The 24,187-nt window shown below is 73.1% G+C and carries 20 protein-coding genes and 2 pseudogenes; 16 read left to right on the plus strand and 6 right to left on the minus strand.

Annotated elements, in window-relative coordinates:
- The 6 genes and pseudogenes from ABGB10_RS14345 to ABGB10_RS14370 all read left to right on the plus strand — a co-directional run bounded on the left by ABGB10_RS14345 (position 1) and on the right by ABGB10_RS14370 (position 4,389).
- On the plus strand, positions 1-984 hold the full coding sequence (locus tag ABGB10_RS14345; RefSeq protein ID WP_347661363.1) for a hypothetical protein: 984 nt from the start codon (positions 1-3) through the stop codon (positions 982-984).
- A 104-nt stretch (positions 985-1,088) separates the two neighbouring features.
- Positions 1,089-1,277, plus strand: a pseudogene (locus tag ABGB10_RS14350) (hypothetical protein); the annotation flags it as partial.
- A pseudogene (locus ABGB10_RS14355) lies at positions 1,273-1,674 on the plus strand (ATP-binding cassette domain-containing protein); the annotation flags it as partial. The pseudogenes ABGB10_RS14350 and ABGB10_RS14355, both read left to right, overlap by 5 nt.
- Positions 1,674-2,399, plus strand: coding sequence for an ABC transporter ATP-binding protein (locus ABGB10_RS14360; RefSeq protein ID WP_347661364.1), 726 nt, complete (start codon positions 1,674-1,676; stop codon positions 2,397-2,399). The pseudogene ABGB10_RS14355 and the gene ABGB10_RS14360, both read left to right, overlap by 1 nt.
- Positions 2,399-3,289, plus strand: a complete 891-nt coding sequence (locus tag ABGB10_RS14365) for a branched-chain amino acid ABC transporter permease (protein WP_347661365.1) — start codon at positions 2,399-2,401, stop codon at positions 3,287-3,289. The genes ABGB10_RS14360 and ABGB10_RS14365 overlap by 1 nt, the downstream gene beginning before the upstream one ends.
- On the plus strand, positions 3,286-4,389 hold the full coding sequence (locus ABGB10_RS14370) for a branched-chain amino acid ABC transporter permease (RefSeq protein WP_347661366.1): 1,104 nt from the start codon (positions 3,286-3,288) through the stop codon (positions 4,387-4,389). The genes ABGB10_RS14365 and ABGB10_RS14370 overlap by 4 nt, the downstream gene beginning before the upstream one ends.
- Positions 4,390-4,504: 115 nt before the next feature.
- On the opposite strand, the gene ABGB10_RS14375 is transcribed toward ABGB10_RS14370, so the two are convergent.
- The gene (locus ABGB10_RS14375) at positions 4,505-5,326 is read right to left on the minus strand and encodes a hypothetical protein (RefSeq protein WP_347661367.1); all 822 of its coding nucleotides are present in this window, start codon (positions 5,324-5,326) and stop codon (positions 4,505-4,507) included.
- A gap of 142 nt (positions 5,327-5,468) precedes the next feature.
- Between ABGB10_RS14375 and ABGB10_RS14380 the strand changes: the two genes are divergently transcribed.
- The 3 genes from ABGB10_RS14380 to ABGB10_RS14390 all read left to right on the plus strand — a co-directional run bounded on the left by ABGB10_RS14380 (position 5,469) and on the right by ABGB10_RS14390 (position 10,434).
- Positions 5,469-7,133, plus strand: a complete 1,665-nt coding sequence (locus tag ABGB10_RS14380) for an AfsR/SARP family transcriptional regulator (RefSeq protein WP_347661368.1) — start codon at positions 5,469-5,471, stop codon at positions 7,131-7,133.
- 38 nt (positions 7,134-7,171) lie between these two features.
- The gene (locus ABGB10_RS14385; protein WP_347661369.1) at positions 7,172-9,301 is read left to right on the plus strand and encodes a DEAD/DEAH box helicase; all 2,130 of its coding nucleotides are present in this window, start codon (positions 7,172-7,174) and stop codon (positions 9,299-9,301) included.
- Between the two features lie 206 nt (positions 9,302-9,507).
- Entirely contained in the window at positions 9,508-10,434 is a 927-nt protein-coding gene (locus ABGB10_RS14390) for a hypothetical protein (protein WP_347661370.1), read from the plus strand.
- Positions 10,435-10,616: 182 nt separating this feature from the next.
- Here the strand turns inward: ABGB10_RS14390 and ABGB10_RS14395 are convergent, their stop codons facing one another.
- Positions 10,617-11,033: a helix-turn-helix domain-containing protein gene (locus tag ABGB10_RS14395; RefSeq protein ID WP_088987517.1), complete on the minus strand. Its 417-nt coding sequence runs from the start codon at positions 11,031-11,033 to the stop codon at positions 10,617-10,619.
- Between the two features lie 248 nt (positions 11,034-11,281).
- On the opposite strand from ABGB10_RS14395, the gene ABGB10_RS14400 reads away from it, so the two are divergent.
- Positions 11,282-11,731: a hypothetical protein gene (locus ABGB10_RS14400; protein ID WP_347661371.1), complete on the plus strand. Its 450-nt coding sequence runs from the start codon at positions 11,282-11,284 to the stop codon at positions 11,729-11,731.
- On the opposite strand, the gene ABGB10_RS14405 is transcribed toward ABGB10_RS14400, so the two are convergent.
- Entirely contained in the window at positions 11,728-12,888 is a 1,161-nt protein-coding gene (locus ABGB10_RS14405; RefSeq protein ID WP_347661372.1) for an SAM-dependent methyltransferase, read from the minus strand. The two genes, ABGB10_RS14400 and ABGB10_RS14405, sit on opposite strands and share 4 nt — an antisense overlap.
- An 86-nt stretch (positions 12,889-12,974) precedes the next feature.
- Complete coding sequence (locus ABGB10_RS14410) at positions 12,975-14,675, minus strand: DEAD/DEAH box helicase (protein WP_347661373.1); 1,701 nt, start codon at positions 14,673-14,675, stop codon at positions 12,975-12,977.
- A 284-nt stretch (positions 14,676-14,959) separates the two neighbouring features.
- Here ABGB10_RS14410 and ABGB10_RS14415 point away from each other — a divergent pair, with 284 nt between their 5' ends.
- Positions 14,960-15,610 carry a ferritin-like fold-containing protein gene (locus ABGB10_RS14415; RefSeq protein WP_347661374.1) on the plus strand — a complete coding sequence of 217 codons (651 nt, stop codon included), beginning with the start codon at positions 14,960-14,962 and terminating at the stop codon, positions 15,608-15,610.
- A gap of 117 nt (positions 15,611-15,727) precedes the next feature.
- Here the strand turns inward: ABGB10_RS14415 and ABGB10_RS14420 are convergent, their stop codons facing one another.
- Entirely contained in the window at positions 15,728-15,955 is a 228-nt protein-coding gene (locus tag ABGB10_RS14420) for a DUF3107 domain-containing protein (protein WP_179781071.1), read from the minus strand.
- A 64-nt stretch (positions 15,956-16,019) separates the two neighbouring features.
- Positions 16,020-16,658, minus strand: coding sequence for a TetR/AcrR family transcriptional regulator (locus ABGB10_RS14425; RefSeq protein ID WP_203152031.1), 639 nt, complete (start codon positions 16,656-16,658; stop codon positions 16,020-16,022).
- Positions 16,659-16,806: 148 nt separating this feature from the next.
- Between ABGB10_RS14425 and ABGB10_RS14430 the strand changes: the two genes are divergently transcribed.
- From ABGB10_RS14430 to moeZ, 5 genes are all read left to right on the plus strand, one after another.
- Positions 16,807-20,079, plus strand: a complete 3,273-nt coding sequence (locus ABGB10_RS14430) for a hypothetical protein (RefSeq protein WP_347661375.1) — start codon at positions 16,807-16,809, stop codon at positions 20,077-20,079.
- Between the two features lie 23 nt (positions 20,080-20,102).
- Entirely contained in the window at positions 20,103-21,077 is a 975-nt protein-coding gene (locus tag ABGB10_RS14435; RefSeq protein WP_347661376.1) for an alpha/beta hydrolase, read from the plus strand.
- Between the two features lie 6 nt (positions 21,078-21,083).
- Positions 21,084-21,938, plus strand: coding sequence for a DUF3152 domain-containing protein (locus ABGB10_RS14440; protein ID WP_347661377.1), 855 nt, complete (start codon positions 21,084-21,086; stop codon positions 21,936-21,938).
- Between the two features lie 101 nt (positions 21,939-22,039).
- The gene (locus ABGB10_RS14445) at positions 22,040-22,864 is read left to right on the plus strand and encodes a DUF3152 domain-containing protein (protein ID WP_347661378.1); all 825 of its coding nucleotides are present in this window, start codon (positions 22,040-22,042) and stop codon (positions 22,862-22,864) included.
- Positions 22,865-22,987: 123 nt separating this feature from the next.
- Positions 22,988-24,169 carry an adenylyltransferase/sulfurtransferase MoeZ gene (moeZ, locus tag ABGB10_RS14450; RefSeq protein ID WP_347661379.1) on the plus strand — a complete coding sequence of 394 codons (1,182 nt, stop codon included), beginning with the start codon at positions 22,988-22,990 and terminating at the stop codon, positions 24,167-24,169.
- The last annotated feature ends 18 nt before the right edge of the window (positions 24,170-24,187 follow it).

Here is a 24,187-nt window from a genome sequence, read left to right on the forward strand (position 1 = left end):
ATGCCCGGCCCCTCGACGGAGCTGGTGCAGCAGCTCTACCGCACCCCACCGGACCGGTTCGTGGCCGCCCGGGACGCCGCTGTGGCCGAGGCCCGCCGTGCCGGGGACGCGACCACCGCCCGACAGCTGGCCCGGCTGCGTCGTCCGACGGTGGCCGCCTGGCTGGTGAACCTGCTCGCCATCAGTCGCCCCGAGCTGGTGGCCGACCTGGTGCAACTCGCGGACGCGCTCCGCACCGCCCAGCGGGAGCTGCGCGGACCCCGGCTGCGGGAGCTGTCCGCGCAGCGTCGGGCTGTGGTCGGTGCCCTGGTCGTCGAGGTCCGCAAGCTCGCCGCGGCGGAGCCGGACGCGCCACCGGCGGGTCGGCTGCCACTGGCCGAGGTGGAGGCGACCCTCAACGCGGCGTTCTCCGACGCCGAGGTCGCCGAGCAGGTCCGGGCGGGACGCCTGCTCCGGGCGACCAGCTACGCCGGTTTCGGTGAGGTGCCCCGGCCACAACTGCGGCTGGTCACCGGCGACGACGAAGAGCAGCAGGAGGAGCGCCCGGCCCGCCGACCGGGTGCCCAGCGGGGACGCCCCGAGGCAGCCTCCCGCACGGACCGGGCAGCGGAGCGCGCGGAGCAGGCCGAGCGGGCTGCGCAGCGGGCGGCCCGCGCCGAGCGGGCCCGGCAGCGCCGCACCCTGGACCGGGAGATGGCTCTGGCCCGGGCCGACCAGGAACGCGTCGAGGCCGAGCTGACCGAGGCCACCGCGCAGGAGCGGGACGGTGCTGCCGTACTCGACGGGATCGAGGCCGAGCTGGCCGAGTTGGAGCGGCGACGGGCGGTCGCCGAGCAGGATCTCAGCCGGGCCAAGCTCGCTCGGCGCGCTGCCGAGCGTGCGGTCACCTCGGCTCGGCGGCGCGCGGGTGAGGTGGAGGCGGCGATCGAGGCGTTGGCGGCCGAAGAGGGGGATGCGGACGCGGGCGTCGGCGCGGCAGACTGACCATCGATGGACGACGACGAGTACGCGGACCGTCCACGGCGGGTGACCCCGGGTCGGGGAGTCGTCGTGGGTGACCGGTCGGGTTGTCCGAGGGCGGTGCCCGGATGACACCGGAGCAGGCCGCCGCCGCCAGCAAACCCGTCGTGCTCGACCTGGGCGACGCGTTCAGCCGGGACCCGACCACGCTGCGCCGGGCCCGGTTGCTCGGGATCTCCGGCTGGGCGTTCTACATCGGCGGCCGGGCCGGCGCCCTCGGCGATGTGCGGGCCGAGACCGCCGCCGCCGCCCTCGGCGGCCGACCGGGAGGTGGCCGCCGCCGCCGACGCGGCACTCGACCGGGTCGGCCTCGCCCACCGGGGTACGGCACTCGCCGGCACCCTGGCCCACGGCGAGAAGCGCAAGTTGGAGATCGCCCTGCTGCTCGCCGGTGAACCTCGGGTGATGCTGCTGGACGAACCGATGGCCGGGGTCAGCGCCGAGGACATCCCGGAGCTGGTCGCTGTCATCAAGTCGCTGACCGGCGACAGCGGCCGGGCGGTGCTGATGGTCGAGCACCACATGGACGTCATCCTGGAGCTGGCCGACCGGATCGCCGTCATGCACCACGGCGCTCTGCTGGCCTGCGACACCCCCGAGACGGTGATGGCCAACCCCACGGTGCAAGAGGCCTACCTGGGGGAGCAGCTCTGATGGAACCGATCCTCAGTGTGGAGGAGCTGTCGGTCCGGATCTCCGGACTGCACATCCTCCAGGGGGTGTCCTTCACGGTCGCCCCGACCGGCGTGACCGTCCTGCTCGGCCGCAACGGCGTCGGCAAGACCACCACGTTGCGCGCGATCCTCGGCCTCACCCCGCCCGCCGGGGAGGTCCGCGGCACCATCCGGATGGGCGCGCAGAGCCTGCTGACCCAGCCCACCCACCGGCTGGTGCGCGGTGGGCTCGGCTACGTGCCCGAGGACCGGGACGTGTTCGCCGGCCTCACCGTCGCCGAGAACCTCCGGCTCGCCGAACGGCGCGGCACCACCCCGGCGTACGACAAGGTCTTCGCGCTCTTTCCGGAGCTGGACCGGCGCGGACGGCAACGGGCCGGCTCGCTCTCCGGCGGGCAGCAGCAGATGCTCGCCATCGGTCGGGTGCTGCTCAACGACAACCGACTGCTGCTGGTCGACGAGCCGACCAAGGGGTTGGCGCCGAAGGTGGTGACCGAGGTGGCCGAGGTGTTGGAACGGGTCGCGGAGTCGGTGCCGGTGCTGCTCGTCGAGCAGAACCTGGCCGTCGTACGACGACTGGCCCGGGACGCGGTGGTGCTGGCCGCCGGCAAGGTGGCCTGGACCGGAGACGCCCACGAGCTGCTGTTGGAGACGGCGTTGACCAGGTCGCTGCTGGGTGTCGGTTCGGCGGAGGTGAAGCACTGATGGGGACCGTCATCCTCCTGGCGTTGACCGGGCTCGGCCTGGCGGCGCTGTACTTCCTGGTCGCCTCCGGCCTGTCCCTGGTCTTCGGCCTGGCCGACGTGCTCAACTTCGCGCACGGGCTGTTCCTCGGCGTCGGCGCGTACGGCACCTGGTGGGCGGCGGGCAACGTGCCGGGCGCGGGCCCCGACGGTTTCGGCTTCGTGTTGGCGGTCGCGTTCGGGGTGGCTGCCGGCACGCTGGTGGCGATCCTGGTCGAGCTGGTGCTGATCCGTCCGCTCTACTCCCGCACCATCGAGCAGGTGCTGGTCACCGTCGGCCTGTCGCTGGCCGGGGTGGCGCTGTTGCAGGCCACCTGGGGGGCGGATGCCCGGCCGTTCCCGCGCCCCGACTGGACCCGGCAGGTGACCGGGATCCTCGGCGCGCAGGTGCCGAACGGGGGTCTGCTGCTGATCATCGCGGCGGTGCTGGTGCTCGGCGCGATCCTGGCGTTCCTGCGCTGGACCCGGTACGGCCTGGTGATCCGGGCCGGAGTGGAGAACCGGGAGATGGTGACCGCGCTCGGCATCGACGTGCGCAAGGCGTTCACGCTGGTCTTCGCGATCGGCGGGGCGGCAGCCGCGCTCGCCGGCGCGCTCGGCGGCGTCTACTTCGGCACCGTCTCGCCCGGTCAGGGCAGCTCACTGCTGATCTTCGCGTTCATCGTGGTGGTGATCGGTGGGATGGGCTCGGTGGTCGGCTCCGCGTACGCGGCGGTCGTGGTCGGGCTGGTGCAGCAGTTCGTCAACTACTACGGCACGTCCGGGCTGGGCGACATCTGCGTGGTCGGGCTGCTGGCCGTGGTGCTGCTGCTGCGTCCGCAGGGCATCGCCGGAAAGGTGGCAACGGCATGACGGTGATCGACGCGCCTCCCGCGCAGGTGCCGGACGAGTTGACCCCGCAGCGGGGGCGGTGGCACCGGGTCCGCCCGTTCCTGCCGCTCGTCGCGCTTGTCGTGCTGGCGATCCTGCCGTACTCGACGATCTCCCTGCCAGGGATCTTCGAGGGGCCGGTCAACTCGCCCGGCACCCTGCAACTCCTCGCCATCTGCCTGATCTTCGGTGGGCTGGCGGCCGGGTACGACCTGCTCTTCGGCCGGACCGGGATGCTCTCCTTCGGGCACGCGCTGTACTTCGCCGCCGGCGTGTACGGGACCGACATCCTCGTCACCCGGGCCGGTCTGCCGCTGTGGCAGGCAGCCCTGCTGACCGTCACCGGCGGCACGATCCTCGCCGCGCTGCTCGGCGCGGTGGCGCTGCGGACCGTGGGCATCGCGTTCGCCATGGTGACGCTGGCCTTCGCGCAGGTCGGGGCGATCCTGGTGGCCCGCGACTTCGGCGGGCTCACCGGCGGTGAGGAGGGCCTGCCGCTGGACGTGTCCGGGCTGCCCGCCGGGCTGGTCGGGGTGACGAACACCGTCAACCTGTACTGGCTGGCGCTGGCGTACCTGACGCTGGTGGTCTTCGTGGTGCACCGGGTCAGCGGGTCACCGACCGGTCGGGTGCTCGCCGGGCTGCGCGACGACGAGCGGCGGATCGGCGTGCTCGGCCTCGACCCGTACCGCTACAAGCTGGTGGCGTTCACCCTGGCCGGCGGGCTTGCGTCGGCGGGCGGGGTGGTCTACGTCCTGATCGTCGGCGGCGCGTCGCCGCACATCACGTCCTCCGAGCTGACCCTGTCGCTGCTGGTCATGGTGGTGCTCGGCGGGCCCGGCACCCGGTGGGGTCCGGTGCTCGGCGGTGTCCTCTACATGTACCTGGACCACCGGCTCACCGCGTTCGGCACGAGTGACGCCGTCGACAACCTGCCGGCTGTCCTCAGTCACCCGTTGAGCCAGCCCCTGTTCGTCCTGGGGACGGTCTTCATCCTGGCCGTCTACTTCTTCCCCGGGGGTCTGGCGGGCCTGGCCCCCCGCGTCGCCCACCTGACCCGAGCCCTCCGCCCCCGCCGCTGACCCTTGTTGACCAAGAGGTTTGCGTCAGGATTCGGCCGAACGATGACGCAAACCTCTTGATCAACCGGCTGTGGGCGGCGGCCCCCCGTGTGGCCGCCGCCCCTCGTCCTGTGGGTCAGCCGTTCAACATCTCGTACGCCATCGCCGGGGCCTGGGTCGAGGTGGCGGCCGTCGGGACGGTGATCTTCGGTGCGGTGCCGTAGTCGGCGTAGTTGACGACGTAGTCGTACGCCTTCGCCTTGCCGGCGGCCGGGATCTTCAGCGTCAGCGAGGCCAGGCGCTTGTCCGCACCGACCACGGCGGTGAACGGCACCTTCCTGGCCGCCTCACCGAGCGCCGCCGCCTCGCCGTCCTCCAACGCCTTCGCCGCCTCCGCGTCGCTGACGTCGATGAACCCGACGTACTGCCCGGGGCTCTTCTCCTCGACCGAGGTGGCCGCCTGGATGAGCGGACCGGCGTTGCCCTGGTCCACGCCGTCGTAGGTCGGGATGCTCGCGGCGTCGGTCAGCTTCTTGGGGTCCACCTTCATCCACTTGTCGGGGAACTTCGGCAGGCCGGAACGGCCGCTGAACTTCGCCTTCACCCAGTTCTGGTCCTCGATCACCAGGAACGACATCTTCACCACGATGCCGTCGGAGTCCGGCGGCATGTTCATGTTGAGCTCGAACGCCTTCGCCGCCGGGTCGATCCGGCCGTCGATCGTGCTCGACGAGTCCTTGCCGCTGAACCGGAACGCCCCCTCGGAGCCGTCCGGTACGGCGTCCAGGAGCGCGTCCTTCGGGTTGGCGCTCGGGCTGGCGGCCGGGCTGTTCTGCGGCGCCGCGGCGGGCTCGTCCTTCGGCCCGCAACCCCCGAGGAGGGTGGTCGCGGCCAGTACGGCGGTGACCGTGCCGACCGCCCGTCGGAAGGTGCCGGCGGTGCCCGTTGCCTGTGTCATCACATGTCTCTTTCTCGCTGCGTGGCTTCTGCCGACGACGATGCTGCCGACCCGCACGGCGGTCCGGCTGCCGATATGCTGCCGTCCGGCTGCCGGGCACTGCCGTCCGGTGCTCGCGGGGGTGTCAGGAGCGGAAACTCGCATGTCAGGACAGCTGCGATTCGAGATCCTCGGGCCTCAGCGGGCCTGGTACTCCGACCGGGAGATCGACCTCGGTCCGGGCAAGCAGCGCGCGGTGCTCGCCGTACTGCTGCTCTCTACGGGTCGTCCGGTGTCCACCGGGCAGATCATCGAGGCGGTCTGGCCGGAGGATCCGCCCGCGAACGGCCCCAACGTCGTGCAGAAGTACGTCGCCGGGCTGCGCCGGGTGCTGGAGCCGGACCGTTCGCCGCGTACCCCCGGGCAGGTGTTGAGCCTGACCGATGCCGGTTATCTGCTCCGGGTCGACCCCGAGGCGGTGGACGCGATCTGCTTCGAGCGGGGCGTCCAGGCCGCCCGGCGGCACGCGTCCGAGAGTCCGGAGCAGGCGCTGGCCGAGCTGACGGATGCCCTGGCCCGGTGGCACGGTGAGCCGTTCACCGGCTTCTCCGGCGGCGTGTTCGAGGCCGCCCGGCACCGCCTGGTGGAGCTGCGGGCGGTCGCCCTGGAGACCCGTGCGGAGCTGGAACTGGACAGCGGGCGGCACCGCGAGACGGTCGGCGAGCTGGTCGAGTTGGTGGCCGAGTTTCCGGTCCGGGAGCGGCTACGCCACCAGTACATGCTGGCGTTGTACCGCAGCGGGCGGCAGGCCGAGGCACTCGCTGCGTACCGGGACATCGACAGCCTGCTCCGCGAGGAGCACGGCATCGGGCCCGGCGAGGCGCTCCGCGAGCTGCACGGGCGAATCCTGCGCGCTGACCCGACCCTCACCGCCGAGGTCCGGTACGCAGAGCGGCCCGCCTCGGCCGTCCCGCTCCAGGCACCCGCCCCGCCGGTCGCGGCACCCGTCCCTCGCTACGCGGATCTACCCTCGCCGATTCACCCCGCACTGGCCGGCCTGCCCGCCGGGCCGCCCTCCCCGTTCGCGGTCGACCAGCCGCGCCGGGAGCGGCAGCCGCTGCCGACGTGGGTGAGCACCACCGCCACCGTCCTCGGCACCTTCCTGCCACTCTTGTCGTTCGGCACCGGGACCTGGTTGGTGATGCTGGCGTACGCGGTGCGGCGGCGCAGTCGACGGCTCGGGCTCGCGGCCGTCGGCTATCTCCTCACTGCGGTGTTGCTGGTCTTCATGATCGCCACCGACGACCTGGAGAAGGAGGACTCGGCGGCCGAGGCGTTCTTCGGGCTCGGCGTGATCGGCCTCTGCTGGCTGGTGGGCGCCCTGCACGTGGTCCTGCTCAACCGGTGGGTCTGGGGGCGGGTCACGGGCCGGCCGCAGGTGGCCCAGGCCCGCGACGAGGAGCGCCGGATTCGCCGTCAGCAGGCGCGCAACCTGCTGCACCGCTACCCCTCGGCGCGGCTGGAGTTCGCGATCGGCCGACCGGACCTGCCCCGCGCCTTCGACGACGGCGGGCTCGTCGACGTCAACGCCGTACCCGACCACGTGCTCGCCATGCTGCCCGGGCTCACCGACGCGCAACGCCGGCAGGTGGCGATGGACCGGTGGGTACGCGGCCCGTACGCGTCGATGGAGGAGCTGGCGGCGCGTTGCCCGCTGCCCCTCGCGGTTGTCGACGGGCTCCGCGACGTCCTGCTCTTCCTGCCGCCGCCCGTCCTGCCGGTGCACACTCCCACGACGGCGCGGTCGGAGCCCGCTGAGCACCGTTGACCGTGGGGTTCTCCGGCGACGGCTGGTAGAAATGCCGGATGAGCCACGATCGAGCAGCGGTACGGGAGCGGGCCGAGGCGGTGCTGCGCCGGCTCGCCGGTGACCACGCCCGGCTGCGTGAGGACCAGTGGCGGGCCATCGAGGCGCTGGTCGTCGACCGGCGGCGCGTGCTCTGTGTGCAGCGCACCGGTTGGGGCAAGTCGGCGGTCTACTTCGTGGCCACCGCGCTGCTGCGCGACAGCGAGCACGGCGGCGAGCACGGCCCGACCGTCATCGTGTCGCCGTTGCTGGCGCTGATGCGCAACCAGGTCGAGGCGGCGGCCCGGGCCGGCATCCGGGCCCGCACGATCAACTCGGCGAACCTCGACGAGTGGGACGAGATCACCGCAGAGATCCAGACCGGGGCCGTGGACGTGCTGCTGATCAGCCCGGAACGGCTCAACAATCCGGACTTCCGCGACGGCGTCCTGCCGAAGCTGGCCGCGACCACCGGGCTGCTGGTGGTCGACGAGGCGCACTGCGTGTCCGACTGGGGGCACGACTTCCGGCCGGACTACCGGCGGCTGCGTACGTTCCTCGCCGAGCTGCCCGAGCGCACCCCGGTGCTGGCCACGACCGCCACCGCCAACTCCCGGGTCACCCAGGACGTGGCCGAGCAGTTGGGCGACGCCCTCGTCCTGCGCGGCACCCTGGACCGCGAGTCGCTGCGCCTCGGGGTGCTCGACCTGCCCAGCCCGGCGCATCGGCTGGCCTGGCTCGCCGACCACCTGGACCAACTCCCCGGCTCGGGGATCGTCTACACGCTGACCGTGGCCGCAGCGGGGGAGACGGCTGAGTTCCTGCGCTCCCGGGGCTACCCGGTGGCGTCGTACACCGGGCAGGTCGAGGACGCCGACCGGCGGGCCGCCGAGCAGGACCTGCTCGACAACAAGATCAAGGCGTTGGTCGCCACCAGCGCGCTCGGCATGGGCTTCGACAAGCCCGACCTCGGCTTCGTCGTCCACCTCGGCGCGCCGCCCTCGCCGATCGCGTACTACCAGCAGGTCGGCCGCGCCGGCCGTGCCGTGCAGCACGCCGAGGTGCTGCTGCTGCCCGGCGTCGAGGACGCCGCGATCTGGCGATACTTCGCCTCGCTGGCGTTCCCACCGGAGCAGCAGGTCCGGGCCGTGCTGGCCGCCCTGCACACCGACCGACCGCTCTCCACCCAGGCCCTCGAACCCCTCGTCGACCTGCGCCGGGCCCGGTTGGAGCTGATGCTCAAGGTGCTCGACGTGGACGGCGCGGTCCGTCGGGTGCGCGGTGGCTGGCTCGCCACCGGCGAGCCCTGGACCTATGACGAGGCCCGGTTGCGCCGCGTCGCCGAGGCGCGCACCGTCGAGCAACAGGCCATGCGGGAGTACGCGACCACGTCCGACTGCCGGATGCGGTATCTACGGGAACGCCTGGACGACACCGGCGCGGTCGACTGCGGCCGCTGTGACAGGTGTGCCGACCCACTCTTCGCCGCCGACGTGTCGACGGCCGCGCTCGCCGCCGCGCAGACCTTCCTGGGCCGGCCCGGTGTGGAGATCGCCCCGAAGAAGCTCTGGCCGACCGGGCTCGACGCGGTGGGCGTACCCCTCAAGGGCCGGATCGCCCCCGCGGAGCAGGCCCTGCCGGGCCGTGCGGTCGGGCGTCTCTCCGACCTGGGTTGGGGTGGCCGGCTGCGGGATCTTGTCGGTCCGGAGGCGCCGGACGCGCCGGTGTCCGACGACGTGGCCGCAGCCGTGGTGGAGGTGCTGAAGGCGTGGGCGCACGGCGACGACCCCTGGCCCCGCCGGCCGGCGGCGGTGGTCGCGGTCGGCTCGCGGCGGCGGCCCCGGCTGGTCGGGTCGCTCGCCGAGCGGATCGCCGCCGTGGGCCGACTGCCGCTCCTCGGCCAGGTCACGCCGGCCGGGGCGGGCGGCCCCGGCGGGCCGCGCGGCAACAGCGCCCAACGGGTACGCGCGCTGCACGACACCTTCACCGTGCCGACCGACCTGGCCGACACGCTGGCTGGCCTGGACGGCCCGGTGCTTCTCGTCGACGACCTGATCGACTCGGGTTGGACGATGACGCTGGTGGCTCGGGCACTGCGCCGGGCCGGCGCACCCGACGTGCTTCCGCTCGCACTCGCCGTGGCTGGGTGACCCGCACGGCGGCTCACGTTCACGGCTGGTTGGTGGAAGTTCCCGGGCGGCGTCGAATGCGACAGTCGCCACGCCGTCCGGACGTCGGTCCGAGCCGGCCCGACGCGGCGGTACCGTGGGCGGCATGACCGACCAGCAGTCCGCCCCCCGCGCCGTCGCGGGCAGTAGCCCCGTCGACCAGGCGGGTCACGTGCTGGGCGTCGGCGGTGCCTGACCAGGTCTCCGCCGCGCCGGACCGGGCCACACTCCGGCTGGCCCTGGTGGTCGGCGGGCTGGTGCTGGCGGTCCTGCTCGGTTTCGGCCTCGGCCGGCTGAACGAGGGCGGCACCACCACCGGTGCCCCTTCGCTGGCCGCCGATCACGCCGACCCACCGGGCGTCGGCCCGCACAATCACGGCACCGCCACGGGCACCGATCAGGGCGCGCCCACCGAGCCGGGTGGCCTGGCGGTCAGCTCGGCCGGGCTCACCCTGGTGCCGCTGTCCAGCGAGTTCACGGCCGGTCGTCCCGGTCAGCTCCGTTTCCAGGTGCGCGACGTGCAACGCCGGCCCGTCACCCGCTTCGCCGTCGTGCACGACAAGCCGATGCACCTCATCGTCGTACGTCGGGACCTGACCGGCTACCAGCACCTGCACCCGACCATGGCGGCCGACGGGACCTGGTCGGTGCCGTTGACCCTCGCGCAGCCCGGCGTCTGGCGCGCGTACGCCGACTTCACGGTCGTCGCGGACGACGGCGCGCAGACCGCGGTGACCCTCGGCGCGGACCTGGTCGTGCCCGGTGACTACCAGCCTCGTCCGCTGCCGGGGCCGGCCACCTCGACGACTGTGGAGGGGTTCACGGTCGGCTACCAGGGCACCCCACAGGCCGGGACGACAGTGCCACTGACCTTCCGGGTCGACGGCGTGGGCGGGGCCGCCCCGCTGGAGCGTTACCTCGGGGCGTACGGGCACCTGGTGGCGTTGCGCGAGGGCGACCTCGGCTACCTGCACGTGCACCCGGAGCCGGAACTCGTGGACGGTCAGATCAAGTTCTGGCTGACCACCCCGGGCCCGGGCCGCTACCGCCTCTACCTCGACTTCCAGGTAGGCCCCACCGTCCACACCGCCGAATTCACCCTGACCATCCCCTAAAGCCCGGCCCCCGACCCCAGCCCGGTCCCGGCCCCTCGCCCCGGCCCCCGTTGATCATGAAGCTCTTGCCTTCCGCACAACATCGGCGATGTTGCTGCATCCCGCCAGTCTGAAGCAGCAACATCCCCGATGTCGTGACGATCTTGCGCGAGTGGGGCGCGTGGGGCGTGCGGCGCGGCGGGTTAGCCGGCGCGGCGGATGGGGCGGCGGGCCAGGTAGCGGAGCAGGTCGCGGATGTGGTGCTTCTCCTCGGCGGGGACCGTGGGGTCGGCCAGCCGGTCCAGGATGGCGCGGACGTCCGCCTCGACGGGGCCGTCGTCGTGACGTCGCCGGGGCGTGGGGCCGGCGTCGGGCAACCCGAGCGCGCGGAAGGCTGCCGCGACCGGCAGGTCCAGTGCGGCGCAGAAGCCGCGCACCTTGGCCAGCTCGGGATAGTCCTGCCAGTCACCCGCGAGCCAGCGGAACACGGTGGAGCGACCAACGCCCGTGTGTGAGGCAAGATCAGTTACGGTCCAGCCGCGTTCGTCGCGGGCGTCATCGATGGCGCGCCGGACGAAGCGGGCGAAGGCCATCTGCGGTGATACGTCGGCTGATGCCATCCCTGTGTGTCTTTCCCTCCCGCCGGAGCACCGGGACGATGCGCCTTCCGAGGGTAGTACGCCCGACGGCGGAAACAACTGACTGACCGCACAAACTGTCCCGTGGATGAGACTTTTTCTCCGGCAGCATGTTGCGGACCGAAATTTGCATCGAGCGATCATCATCGTTGTTCCACTAGGCTCGGTGCCCGTCCCGGCGTGGCGTCCTCCGCCTGCCGCGTCCGAACGCACCACCGCCGAGGAGCACCATGGCCGAATCGAGCCGCCCCCAGCCGTACCAGCCCGGTGCGGTGAGCCTCTTCTTCGTCGCCAAGGCCGGCGTCTTCGCTGCCGGGTTCTGGATCTGGGTACTGATCCTGGTGCTCCGCACCAGTTCCGCGACCGGTCTCCAGGTGCTGGCGGCCACCGGCGCGATCACCACGACGCTGGTCGGCGTCGTGCTGGGTGCCCGGATGGCGTTGCAGCACAGCGCGGCCATCCGGCACGCCGAAATCAAGAAGCTGCTGGTGGACATCTCCTGGAACGCCTTTGCCGCAGCCGGCAACGCCGAGAGTTCAGGCAAGGTCGTTCCGTTCCCGACCTCCCCGGCAGACGGCGACCGGGTTGGCCCTCGGTCCGGCATCGACCGGGTGTCGGTCCTCGACGGCGGTGCCACCGAGCGCAACGGTGCCCGGAAGCGCAGCGACCGCCGCCGTTAGGCCCTGCCCACCTGCTCGGCGGAGAGCAGGGTCTCCAGCCGAGGTGTGACCCGCCACTGGTCGACCAGCTCGCGGTACTCCGCGCGCTGCGGTTCGGTGGGCTCGCCCCCGGTACGCCGGGCACGGATCAGCAGGTTGCGCGGCGTGTGCTGGGAGTCCACGAACTCCACCACCTCGGCCCGGTAGCCGTGCACCCGTAGCAACCCGGCGCGCAGCGCGTCGGTGAGCACGTCGGCGAAGCGCTCCCGCAGGATGCCCTGCCGGGTCAGCAGCTCGTACGGGGACGGGGCCGGGTGGGCGCGGAGCTGCTTCGCCAGGTCGTGGTGGCAGCACGGCGCGGCCAGTACCCAGCGGGCCTCCCAGCGCACCGCGCGGGCCAACGCCTCGTCGGTGGCGGTGTCGCAGGCGTGCAGCGCCAACACCAGGTCGGGCGCGGGGTCGACGACGGCGTCGGCGATGGTGCCGGCCACGAAGCCGACCTGGTCGGCCCAGCCCAACCGCTGCGCCAGCTCGGTATTGCGCTGCCGCTGGTCCTCCCGGACGTCCACGCCGATCAGTTGGACGTCCAGCCCTCGACCCGTCAGGTAGCGGTACGCGGCGAACGTCAGGTAGGCGTTGCCGCAACCCAGGTCGACCACCCGCAGCGGACCGGTCAGGTCGTCGGGCAGGGTCGCGGCCAGGGCCCGCAGGAACGCGTCCACCTGGCGGCGTTTCGCCGCCGAGCCGCCGATCTCGGCGAAGATCGGGTCGCCGGGGTCGAGCAGGTATTCCTTCGCCCGGTCATTTCCGGTGGGCGTGGCCACCGGACGGGACGTCGCGGCCCGGTGCACCTGCGCCTCGCCGGACTTGGTCACCCGCAGTTGGAGGGTCGCGTCGGCCGTCTCCACGTGCCAGTTGCCGAACGGCTCGGCGAGCAGTTCGTCGACCGCCACGGCGGCCTCCGCGCCGGGCGCGAGGTTGCGGGTGTACGGGCGAGCGCCGTCGGACGTGGTGATCTGCATCCGGGGCCCGGCCTTGAGCGTCACCGGCCGCAGCTCGGCCCGCTCAACGGTGGGGCGGCGCCCGCGGCGACGTCCCGCGGCGACCGCCCGGGTCAACGCGGGGTCGAGTAGCAGCGCCCGGACCTCGGTCAGGGCGGCGTCCAGTGGTTCCGGCATCGTTCCATCTTCGGCAGGTGGGGTGGGAAGGGAACATCCCCCGTACCGCGCGCGGCGGTGCGGGGGATGTCAGGTGTGGCTGCTGGTCAGTCGGCGGTCGCCTCGGCCGGCGTACCCGCACCGGAGCCGCCACCACGGCGACGCCGGCGGCGACGGGGCTTCGACGGCTCGCCGTCGGACGCGGCGGCGGGCTCGGAGGCGCCGGTCTCGGCGGCGATCACCGCGGTCGCCTCGCCCGCGACCACCTCGCCGGCCCGGCGGCGACGCCGGCGGCGGGGGGTACGGGTGCCCTCCTCGGCGGGGTCGCCCGCGGCTGCCTCGGCGACGGCCGGGGTGCCGGCGTCGGAGCGGTCGCGGCGGCTGTCGCCCCGACCACGGCGCTCGCCCCGCCCCTCGCCCCGCCCCTCGCCACGGCTCTCACCGCGTCGGGAACCCCGGCCACCGCTGTCGCCCCGGCGGGAGCGCGTCGTCCCGCCCAGGTCCTCCTCGATCTCGGCGGACAGCCCGGCCCGGGTGCGCTCGGCCGTGGGCAGCGTGCCGCTGACCTCGGTCGAGATGTGCAGGTCGGTGTAGAGGTGTGGCGACGTGTGGTAGGTCTCCGGCGGCTCCGGCATCTCCAGACCGAGGGTCTTGTCGATGATCCGCCAGCGCGGCATGTCGTCCCAGTCGACGAAGGTCACCGCCACACCCGTCGCGCCGGCCCGGCCGGTACGACCGATCCGGTGGGTGTAGGTGTCCTGGTCTTCGGGGCAGTCGTAGTTGATCACGTGGGTGACGCCGGTGACGTCCAGCCCTCGGGCCGCCACGTCGGTGGCGACCAGAATGTCGATCTTGCCGGCGCGGAAGGCGCGCAGCGCCCGCTCGCGAGCACCCTGGCCGAGGTCACCGTGCACCGCCGCGACCGCGAACCCACGGAAGTCGAGGTCCTCGGCGACCCGGTCGGCAGCCCGCTTGGTGCGGGTGAAGATCATGGTCAGCCCACGCCCCTCCGCCTGGAGGATGCGCGCCACCACCTCGACCTTGTTCATCGAGTGGGTGCGGTAGACCAACTGCTGGGTCTGCGGCGACGGGCCGGTCTCGGCGGTGTGCCCGGCGTGGATCGTCATCGGCTGGCGCAGGAAGCGCCGGGACAGGGTGACGATCGGGTCCGGCATGGTGGCCGAGAAGAGCATCGTCTGCCGGTCTTCCGGAAGCATCGCGAGGATCTTCTCGACGTCGTCGAGGAAGCCCAGGTCGAGCATCCGGTCGGCCTCGTCGAGGACGAGCGCGTGCACCCGGTCCAGACGGAGGTGCTTCTGCTTCTGCAGGTCCATCAACCGGCCGGGGGTGCCGACCAGGATCTCCACGCCCTTGCGCAGCGCGTCGATCTGCGGCTCGTACGCCACGCCGCCGTAGATCGGCAGCACCCGGACGCCGCGCGTCCGGCCGGCGGCGGCCAGGTCCTTGGCGACCTGGATGCCGAGCTCGCGGGTGGGGACGACGACCAGCGCCTGGGGGACGCCGTCGCTTCCCTCGCCCGGCGCGAAGACCCGATCCAACAGGGGTACGCCGAAGCCGAGGGTCTTACCGGTGCCGGTGGGAGCCTGGCCGATCAGGTCGACGCCGCGCAGGGCGATCGGGATCGCGTACTCCTGGATGGCGAAGGCGCGGGTGATGCCGGCCGAGGCCAGCGCCTCGACGGTCTCGGCGCGGGCGCCGAGTGCGGCGAACGTGGGGGCCTCCGGCCGAACCGGGGCGGTGGGGGCCAGTTCCTGGCCGTCCAGCAAATCTTGAGTCAGGTCGCTCATGTGGATGTGGGGGTGCCCTCTCGTGGGTGCGCCCGTCATGTCCTCAGGGCGCGTTCGGTATGACGCGGGCCACACGGTCGGCGGCAGACTGCCGAGCCGGACCGGGCCGCACGCGCGCCGCGGGCTGAGCTTCGATCAGATCGGCGCCCACGGCAACTGCTCCATGCTACCTGAACAGGCATGCCCCCGTCCCGATTCCCATCCGGCCACTCGCCACGCGGGGCAAGTAAATGTGACCTATGTCACGTCAAGCCGAGCGTTCTCCTACGGGGTAGCCTGCGCTCGTGTCCACGCCGACCACCCCCGGTCCCGCCGTCGCCGACCTGCTGGGACTGGTCGCCTTCGGAGAGCTGCTCGCCTTCGAACGGATGGCCGGTGATGCCCGGCTCGCCCCTGACCTGCGCCGACGTGCCGCGCTGGACGAGATGGCGGCTGCCGAGATCGCCAACTACCGGCGTCTCGCCGACCGACTCACCGCGCTGGGCGTGCCGCCGCAGGACGCGATGACCCCCTACGTCGAGCCGCTGCAGGCGTACCACGACTCGACCGATCCCCGGGACTGGGCGGAGGTGGTGACCAAGGCGTACGTCGGCGACGCCATCACCGACGACTTCATCCGGGAGATCGCCGACGCGCTGGCGGAACCGGACCGGGCGCTGGTGCTCGACGTCCTGCACGACTCCCGTTACGCCGAATTCGCGGCGGCCGAGATCCGAGCCGCAGTCGCCGACGACCCCCGGGTGGCCGGGCGGCTGTCCATGTGGGCGCGGCGGCTGGTCGGCGAGGCGCTGTCCCAGGCGAGCCGTGTCGCCGCCGAGCGGGCCACACTCACCGCGCTGATCGCGCGGGGCGACCGGGTCGACGTGCCCGGGCTGTTCGGCAGGCTCACCGCCGCGCACACCGCGCGGATGGCCGCCGCCGGGCTGAACAACTGACCTACCGGCCAGTCGGGTCCGGCCGGCGGCGGTCGGGAACCCGGCCGGCGGCGGTCGGGGCCGGTGCCGGCCTGCGGCAGGTGGCCGGACGCCGACCTGCCGCGATGGCCGGACCGGTCAGCGGACGGTGAAGCCGACCGCTCGGGGAGACGCCTCGGCGATCTCGACGTAGGCGACCTTCTCGACCGGAACGATGACCCGCCGGCCCTTCTCGTCGGTCAGGGAGAGCGTGCCGCCGTTACCGGCGAAGGCGTCGGTCACGATCTGCTCGATCTCGGCCGGCGACTGCGCGCTGTCCACTACCAGCTCGCGCGGCGCGTACTGCACGCCGATCTTGACCTCCACTGTGCCTCCTCAACTGGGGCGAAAGAACCGCCCTGCGAAGGCTATCCGATCACGGGGTCGACGGTCAGGCTGACTCACCTTGCAGCGGGAAGCTCGCGATGCCCCGCCACGACAGCGCGGCCACCAACGCCTCGGCCTCGGCCTTCGGCACCTGCCGGCCACCGGCCAGCCAGAACTGCGCGGCCGTCTCGGCGGCGCCGACCAGCCCGGAGGCGAGCAGCTCGGCGTGTGCCCGGCTCACACCGGTGTCCGAGATGATGGTGTCGGTGATCGCCGCGATGCAGCCCTGCTCGACCCGCTCGACCCGTTGCCGCACCGCCGGGTCGTTGCGCAGATCCGACTCGAAGACGAGCCGGAACGCCTCGCTCTCGTGGTCGACGAAGTCGAAGTACGCGCGGACCGAGGCGCTGACCCGTTCCTTGTTGTCGCTGGTGCCGCGCATCGCGTCGTGCACCTTGGCGACGATGGCGTCACAGTGCGTGTCCAGCAGGGCCAGGTAGAGATCCATCTTCCCGGGAAAGTGTTGGTAGAGCACCGGCTTGGACACCCCGGCCCGCTCGGCGATGTCGTCCATCGCGGCGGCGTGGTAGCCCTGCGCGACGAACACCTCCTGCGCCGCAGCGAGAAGCTGCTTACGACGCGCGGAGCGGGGCAGGCGGGTGGGCCGGCCAGCGGTCTGTGCACCATTCCCCGCAGCGGTCATGGGATCCTCCGAGTTCTCCGTACGAGCCGGCATTTTCCCCCCAGACCGGCGAGGTCACTGACCACCGTCGGGGAAATGGCCCGCCGCTGTAACTTATCGCCACTCTCGGCACACGGTAGCCTCAGCGGGGGCGACCAAGGAGCGCGCGGTGAGTGAAACAGGGCAACCCGGAGCCGCCACCCCGGGAGAACACGGTGACGGAGCGGGTCAGCACGACGACCCGAGCCGTGCCGCCAGTGGGTGGGCGCCTCAGGCGGGTGGGTGGCCTCGAGCCACCGACCGCGAGGACGCCCGGGAGCAGGCGCCGCGCTGGCAGCCCGACCCGGCGTCCGGCTGGCGCACCTCCTCCACGCGGCACGGCGACCTTCCGTCGCCGCTGGCCGGGCCGTCGGGCGACCCGGAGCCGCCGGCCCGGGTCAACGGCCACCACGCCAACGGTGTGCACCACCCGGAGGACGCCAACGGCGTCCGTCGCCCGGGTCTCGAACCGACCGTGGGACGCCCCACGCCGGTGAGCGCACCGCCCGGGCTGCCCGCCGAGGGTCGGCCCGAGCCGGCCAGCGACCGGTTGGTGGTGCCCGCCCAACGTCCCGTGCCGCCAGCCGAGCAGGCCACCGGCGAGCCCGACACGGGCACCGGTCAACGTTCCACCGCCGATCCGGCCGCCGCGCACCGCGCCCGCTGGGCCGAGCCGGGGCTGCCCACCTCGGCACCGCCGGCCGTCCAGGTGCCGCCCGTCGGCACCTCCGCGTCGGGTTTCGAGGTGCCGCCCGGCTTCCACGCGCCGATCGGAGAACGCCTCGCCGCCGACGACCCGTCGGCTGCGCCACGCGACTGGCGAGACCCGCTGACCCCGGAGCATCCGGCAGCACCTGGACGCACCCCGGGACCAGCCGGGCACCCCGACGCCGCCGATCCGGGCCGGCCCGCCGATCCGGGTCGTGCCGCCGACTCGGGCCGGGCCGCCGAGCCGGGCCGCTTCGCCGAAGGCCCTCGCCCGGGAGAAACGCACCGAGCTGGGGACGCGCACCGAGCTGGGGAGCCGCCGGCCGTCGAGCCCGACTGGTCGGGGCCGAGTTGGAACCCTCCGAGCTGGGACGGCGGTTGGGCACCGCCCTGGTCCCGCCAGAGCGACGAGCCGGCCGGTCCGCCGGCCCGGGACGAGTCCGCATCCGGCTGGGCCGCCGATCCGGTCCAGCCGTACGAGCCGGTGCGGGCCGAGTCACCCCGTCCGTACGAACCGGTCCGCGCCGATTCGCCGCGCGGGTACGACCCCGCCCGGGGTGAGGCCGCGTCCGACTCTGCGCCGGAACGCTCCTCCGAAGCGGCCAGCGTGCCGCCCACCGACCGCCCTTCCTGGGCTGCTCCGTCCGCTGTCCCACCTGCCGACCGTCCCGCCCGGTCCGTCGACTCGGACCCGTCCCCGACCAGCGGTCCGCCGGTGTCGTCGCCGGGCGCGACGCCGCCCGCCGTGGAGCGCCCGACCTGGGCCGGTGGCCCGACGCCCCCCGGCGGCCCGCCGGCCGACCGACCGTCCTGGGCCGGGTCCGGGGCGACCCGCGCGTCCCGGACCGATCGTCCGTCCTGGGCTGGCGGTGCCGATTCCGAGCCGACCAGTGCTCCGCCGTCCCGTCCGTCCTGGGCTGGTGGGGCCGATCCGGCGCCGACCAGTGCTCCGCCGTCCCGTCCGTCCTGGGCCACCAGCCCCGCCACGCCACCTCCGGCACCAGCGGGAGCGCCTCCCACGCTGGCCGACCCGCCACCGGCTCCGGCGGGCCCGCCGCTGGTGACGGACCGCCCCTCCTGGGCCGGTGGTTCACCGGCCGGCTCGGCGAACCCGACCCGGGACGAGCGGCCGGACTGGTCCGAGGGGCGCATCCCCGCCACTCCGGTCGAGCGCCCGTCCTGGGCGGCGATCCAGTCGGCCAAGCTGGCACGTGCGGGTGACGACGAGACCCCGGGCCCGACCCGGCCCGAGGTCCGACCGACCGCGCCATTCCGGCTCCGCCCGGCCACGCCCGAATCGCCCGGCCCGGTCGAGCCCAACCGCCCGTCCGCGCCGACGAACGCCTCGTCATCCACCGATGTCACGTCGTCCTCGACGGGGTCGGTGCCACCGTCCGCCATGAACGGGCCCGAACCTCGCGACCGGCCCGGCCCCGAGCCGGCCTCCCCCTATGCGGCTCGCCGATCCGCACCCGACCCGACGCCGTCCGCCGACGACGACCGGCAGTCGGACCCGAGAGCGGTGGTGCTGCCGCAGCGCGTCCCCGCAGAGCCGGACGTGCCTGTCGTGCCGGAGCCGCCAGCTGTGGACCCCCCCGCCGAAACCCCGGAACTCGCCCGCATCGCCACCCACCTTCGCCGCGACGACGAGCCAGCCCCGCTGCGGGAGCGCCCCGAGGGGTTCGACGTCAACGCGATCCTGGACGCCGTCCGGGAGGTGGCCGGTGTCCGCGACGCCGCGCTGCGCCGTACCCCGGCCGGGGCGCACAGCCTGCGACTGGACCTGGCCGACGGCGCCGACCCGGCCGAGGTGAGCCGACAGGTGGCTCGTCTGCTCCAGGATCGGATGGGGCTGGCCGCCGCTCCGCAGAACGTGCCCGGCCTGCCCAGCACGCCGCCCCCGCCGGTCCGCCGTCGCGTGGCCGAGCCTCGGGTCGCCGAACGACGTACCCCGGATCCCCAGACCACAGCGTCGCGCGATGCCGGTGCCGATCCGCGTAGCGGTGAGATCCGGGCGGCCGAGTCGACGACGGGCACCCGTCCGTCCGGCGGTCGGGTGGAGGCCGTGCCGGCGGGCCTGGAGCAGAGGCCGGGCACGGACACCTCGCGCCGCCGTCGGTCGAACGCGCCGCACCGGGGTCGCGCCACCGTCGAGGAGCCGGGCTCGGTCTCGGCCGCCCCGACTGGTGCCGCCACCGGCAGCCCGGCCACGCTCGGTACGTCGTACTCCGGTGGTCAGGTGACCACGACGGAGTCGGCGCCGTCCCGGCCGTTGGAAACGGGCGGCGCGCCGGGGCCACGGGTGGTGATCGACCACGTGCAGGTCAGCACCTTCGGCCTGGACGCGAACGTGGAGGTCCGGCTGCTGGCCGGGGGCGAGAGCGCCTCCGGGTACGCCACCGGGCCGGCGGTGGACGGCTATGTCCTGCGGCTCTGCGCGGTGGCGGCGGCCGCCGCGGTCGACGAGTTGCTGCGCGGCACCGACAACGCCGAGCGGGGGCGCTGCTTCGTCGAGCACGCCGCGGTGGTGCCGTTCGGCAATTGTGAGGTTGCCACTGTGGTGGCGCTGCTCGTCTGTGAGGGCTGGGTCGAGCAGCTCGCCGGCTCGGCTCTGGTCGCCGGTGATCCCCGGCAGGCGGTGGTCCGGGCGACCCTCGCGGCGGTGAACCGTCGGTTGGAGGCGCTGCTGTCCTGAGTGGTCCGGGGCAGACTGGAACGATGAGACGCGCCACCCTCTGGCCGGACCACCTGCTCCCCGACGACCGCGTTCCCCCGCCGTGGCCGGGCCGGGAGGTCCGCCTCGACGGCTTGGTCACGTACGTACGGGAAACTCCGGCCACCGCCGCCGGCGCGGAGCCGGCGCTGTACGTGCACGGGCTGGGCGGGTCGTCGCAGAACTGGACCGACCTGGCCGGGTTGCTCGCCGACCGGCTGGACGGTCAGGCCATCGACCTGCCCGGTTTCGGCCGCAGTGAGCCGGGGCCGCGCTACACGATTCCGGCCTTCGCGGACCTCGTCGTCCGCTGGATCGAGCACTCCGATCGGGGTCCGGTGCACCTGTTCGGCAACTCGCTGGGCGGAGCGGTCGCGGTGCAGGTGGCCGGGCTCCGGCCCGACCTGGTCCGTACGCTCACTCTGATCTCCCCGGCCCTGCCGTTCCTGGATTTCCGTCGCTCGTTGCAGGGGCGGATGCTGCCGGTGCTCGCTATCCCGCGCGGCGAACGGTTGGTCGCCCGACGGCTCACCGAGCTTTCTCCCGAGGTGATGGCCCAGCAGGTGCTGGAGGCCTGCGTCGCCGATCTCAGCCGGATCTGCGACCAGCGCCGGGCCGAGGCGCTGGAGGAGATCCGGGTCCGCTACGAGGCGGAGCACTACGCGGCCGCGTACGTCCGGACGTTTCGTGGTCTGGTCTCCAGCTTCCTGCGGGCGTACCTGCCGGGGCCGGGTTCGCTGTGGCGGCTCGCCGAGGCGGTGCGCGCACCGACCCTGGTGGTGGGCGGTCGACAGGATCGTCTGGTCGACGTGCGGGTCGCGCCGCAGACCGCGCGGGTCATCCGCGACAGCCGGTTGATGATGCTCGACGGTGTGGGTCATGTGGCGCAGTTGGAGGTTCCCCGGCTGGTGGCCCGAGCGGTGGTCGGCCTGCTCGCCGAAACGGAGGACTCCGCTGGGCGGTCCGATCTGGCAGGCTGAGCCCCGATGCCCAGCTCAGCCCGCTTCCCGGCCCGTCGTCAGCGACGCTTCGCCCTGTTCGCCCAACTGGTGGCGGTGGTGCTGGCGGTGGGCGCGGCGGTGACCGTGATCGCGGAGGGGCCGGACGGGCACCCCGGCGCCGAACGTTTGGCCGCCGACGAGATCTCCACGTTGCCGCCACTGGTGGCCGCGCCGCTGCCGCCGTCGGTCAGCCCGTCGCCCTCCGCGGCGGTCCCGTCCAGCCCGCCCCCGGTGCTGCGGATGCCCGGTGCGGTCCCGAGCGCCGGCACCGGCGATTTCGGGTACGACGCCCGCTCCGGTCCTGTGCTGGGGCGAGCGGGTGAGCTGCGGCGCTACCGGGTCGCGGTGGAGTCGGGCAGCAACGAGGATGCCGCGGAGTTCGCGCTGGCGGTCCAGACGGCGCTCGCCGGGCCGGGTAGTTGGATCGACAGCGGCAGGCTGCGGCTGCAACAGGTGCCGGGCGGCGCGCCTCGCGACTTCACCGTCTACCTGGCGACCGCCCGCACGGCGGGTCGCATGTGTGCCGACGGGGGAGTGGACATCCGGGTCGGGGGTCGGCCCTACACGTCCTGCCGTGCGCCCGGCCAGGTGATCATCAACCTGGATCGGTGGCGGCTGTCCGTGCCGCACTTCGTCTCGGCCAAAGTGCCGCTGGCGGTCTACCGGACGTACGTGGTCAACCACGAGGTGGGTCACCAGCTCGGGCACCGGCACGAGCGCTGCCCGGGTGCCGGCCGGCCAGCGCCGGTGATGATGCAGCAGACGCTCTTCCTCAACGGGTGCCAGGTCAACCCGTGGCCGTACCTCGACGGGCGTCGGTACACCGGCCCCGCCCTCTGAGGGACGGGCCGACACGCCGCCTTCGTACCCCCCATCAGGCGTCTTGCGGCAATAGCTATAAAATCGGAGAAATGCCCGAATAATCTGGCAGGCTCGACGTCATGACGCCGTCGTCCCGTTACGGCCCGCCCCAGCCGACCGACCCGTCGGGGCGGTCGGCTTCCATGCGTCCCACGCTGGCCCGGATGCACCGGCGACGTCGCCGCACCCTGCTGCTCGGCCTGCTGGTGCTGACCGCCGCCATCGGCGTGCCGATGGCCAGGGGCGACGGCGAGCCGGCGGCCGTCACTCCTGCCGTCACCACCCAGGGTGGCACGGGGCGCGGCGGTGGGGCGGCACACCCTGCGCCCACCAGCTATCCGTCGGTCGGAGCGGGACGGTTCACCGTCGCCGACGGCGAGACACCCGTGCACGGTACGGACGGTCCGCTGCGCCGGTACCGGGCCGTCGTCGAGCGCGGCACCGGCCAGGACGCGGAGGCCTTCGCCGCCCGAGTGGACGAGGTGCTGGCCGACCCACGCAGCTGGATCGCCTCCGGCGAGCTGCGGGTCCAGCGGGTGGCCGACGCCGGGGCCGCCGACTTCACCATCTACCTGGCCACAGCCGTCACCTCCGAGCGGATGTGCGCCGAGGGTGGGCTGACCACCGAGCGCTACACCTCCTGCCGTCTGCCCGGCCAGGTCATCATCAACCTGGCCCGCTGGATGGAGGCGGTCCCCGACTACGGTGCCTCGCTGGACACCTACCGCACCTACGTGATCAACCACGAGGTGGGCCACGAGTTCGGCGAGCAGCACGAGGCCTGTCCCGAGCCGGGGGAGCCCGCCCCGGTGATGCAGCAGCAGACGTACGGCCTGCACGGCTGCGTCGCCAACGCCTGGCCCTACCTCGACGGCCGTCGCTACGCGGGTGACATCGTCCCCTGATCGACGGCATCGTCGGTTATTCCCGCTCCCGCATCGCGGACCACGTGTCCTCCCTCATGGCCGAACAGGGCCCCGGCGAGCAACAATGGCACGGTTCACACCGCCGATCCCGGGGAGTCCACCGTGTCGTTGCCCCCGCTCGTCGAGCCCGCCGCCGAGCTGACCGTTGACGAGATCCGCCGCTACTCACGCCACCTGATCATCCCGGACGTCGGGGTGACGGGGCAGAAGCGGCTGAAGAACGCCCGGGTGCTGTGTGTCGGCGCCGGTGGCCTCGGGTCACCCGCCCTGCTGTACCTCGCCGCGGCCGGGGTCGGCACGCTCGGCATCATCGACTTCGACACCGTCGACGAGTCGAACCTCCAGCGCCAGGTCATCCACGGTGTGTCCGACATCGGCCGGTCCAAGGCCGAGTCCGCCGCCGCGTCGATCCGCGAGATCAACCCGCTGGTCAACGTCGAGATCCACAACACCGCCCTGGACCGGGAGAACGTCCGCGAGATCTTCGCCCAGTACGACCTGATCGTCGACGGCACCGACAACTTCGCCACCCGCTACATGGTCAACGACGCGGCGGTGCTGCTCGGCAAGCCGTACGTGTGGGGCTCGATCTACCGCTTCGACGGTCAGGCGTCGGTGTTCTGGGCCGAGCACGGTCCCTGCTACCGCTGCCTCTACCCGGAGCCGCCGCCGCCCGGCATGGTGCCCTCCTGCGCCGAGGGCGGCGTGCTCGGTGTGCTCTGCGCGTCGATCGGCTCGATCCAGGTGAACGAGGCGATCAAGCTGCTCACCGGCATCGGTGAGCCGCTGGTCGGCCGCCTGATGGTCTACGACGCCCTGGAGATGGAATACCGCAAGATCAAGGTTCGCAAGGACCCGAACTGCGCGCTCTGCGGCGAGAACCCGACGGTCACCGACCTGCTGGAGGACTACGAGGACTTCTGCGGCGCGGTCTCCGAGGAGGCCCAGGAGGCGACGCTCGACTCGACCATCACGGCCCTGGAGCTCAAGGACTGGCAGGACGCCGGCAAGGACATCTTCCTGGTCGACGTGCGCGAGCCGGCCGAGTACGAGATCGTCCGGATCCCCGGCGCCACCCTGATCCCCAAGGGCGACATCATCTCCGGCGAGGCACTCGCGAAGCTGCCGCAGGACCGGCAGATCGTGCTGCACTGCAAGTCCGGCGTCCGCTCGGCGGAGGCGCTCGCGGCGCTCAAGGCGGCCGGGTTCCGGGACGCCGTACACGTGCAGGGCGGCGTGCTCTCCTGGATCAAGCAGATCGATCCGTCGCTGCCGGCGTACTGATCGACCGGGCCGGGGCGG

This window comes from Micromonospora sp. B9E7 (assembly GCF_039871815.1).
Taxonomy (GTDB): Bacteria; Actinomycetota; Actinomycetes; order Mycobacteriales; family Micromonosporaceae; genus Micromonospora.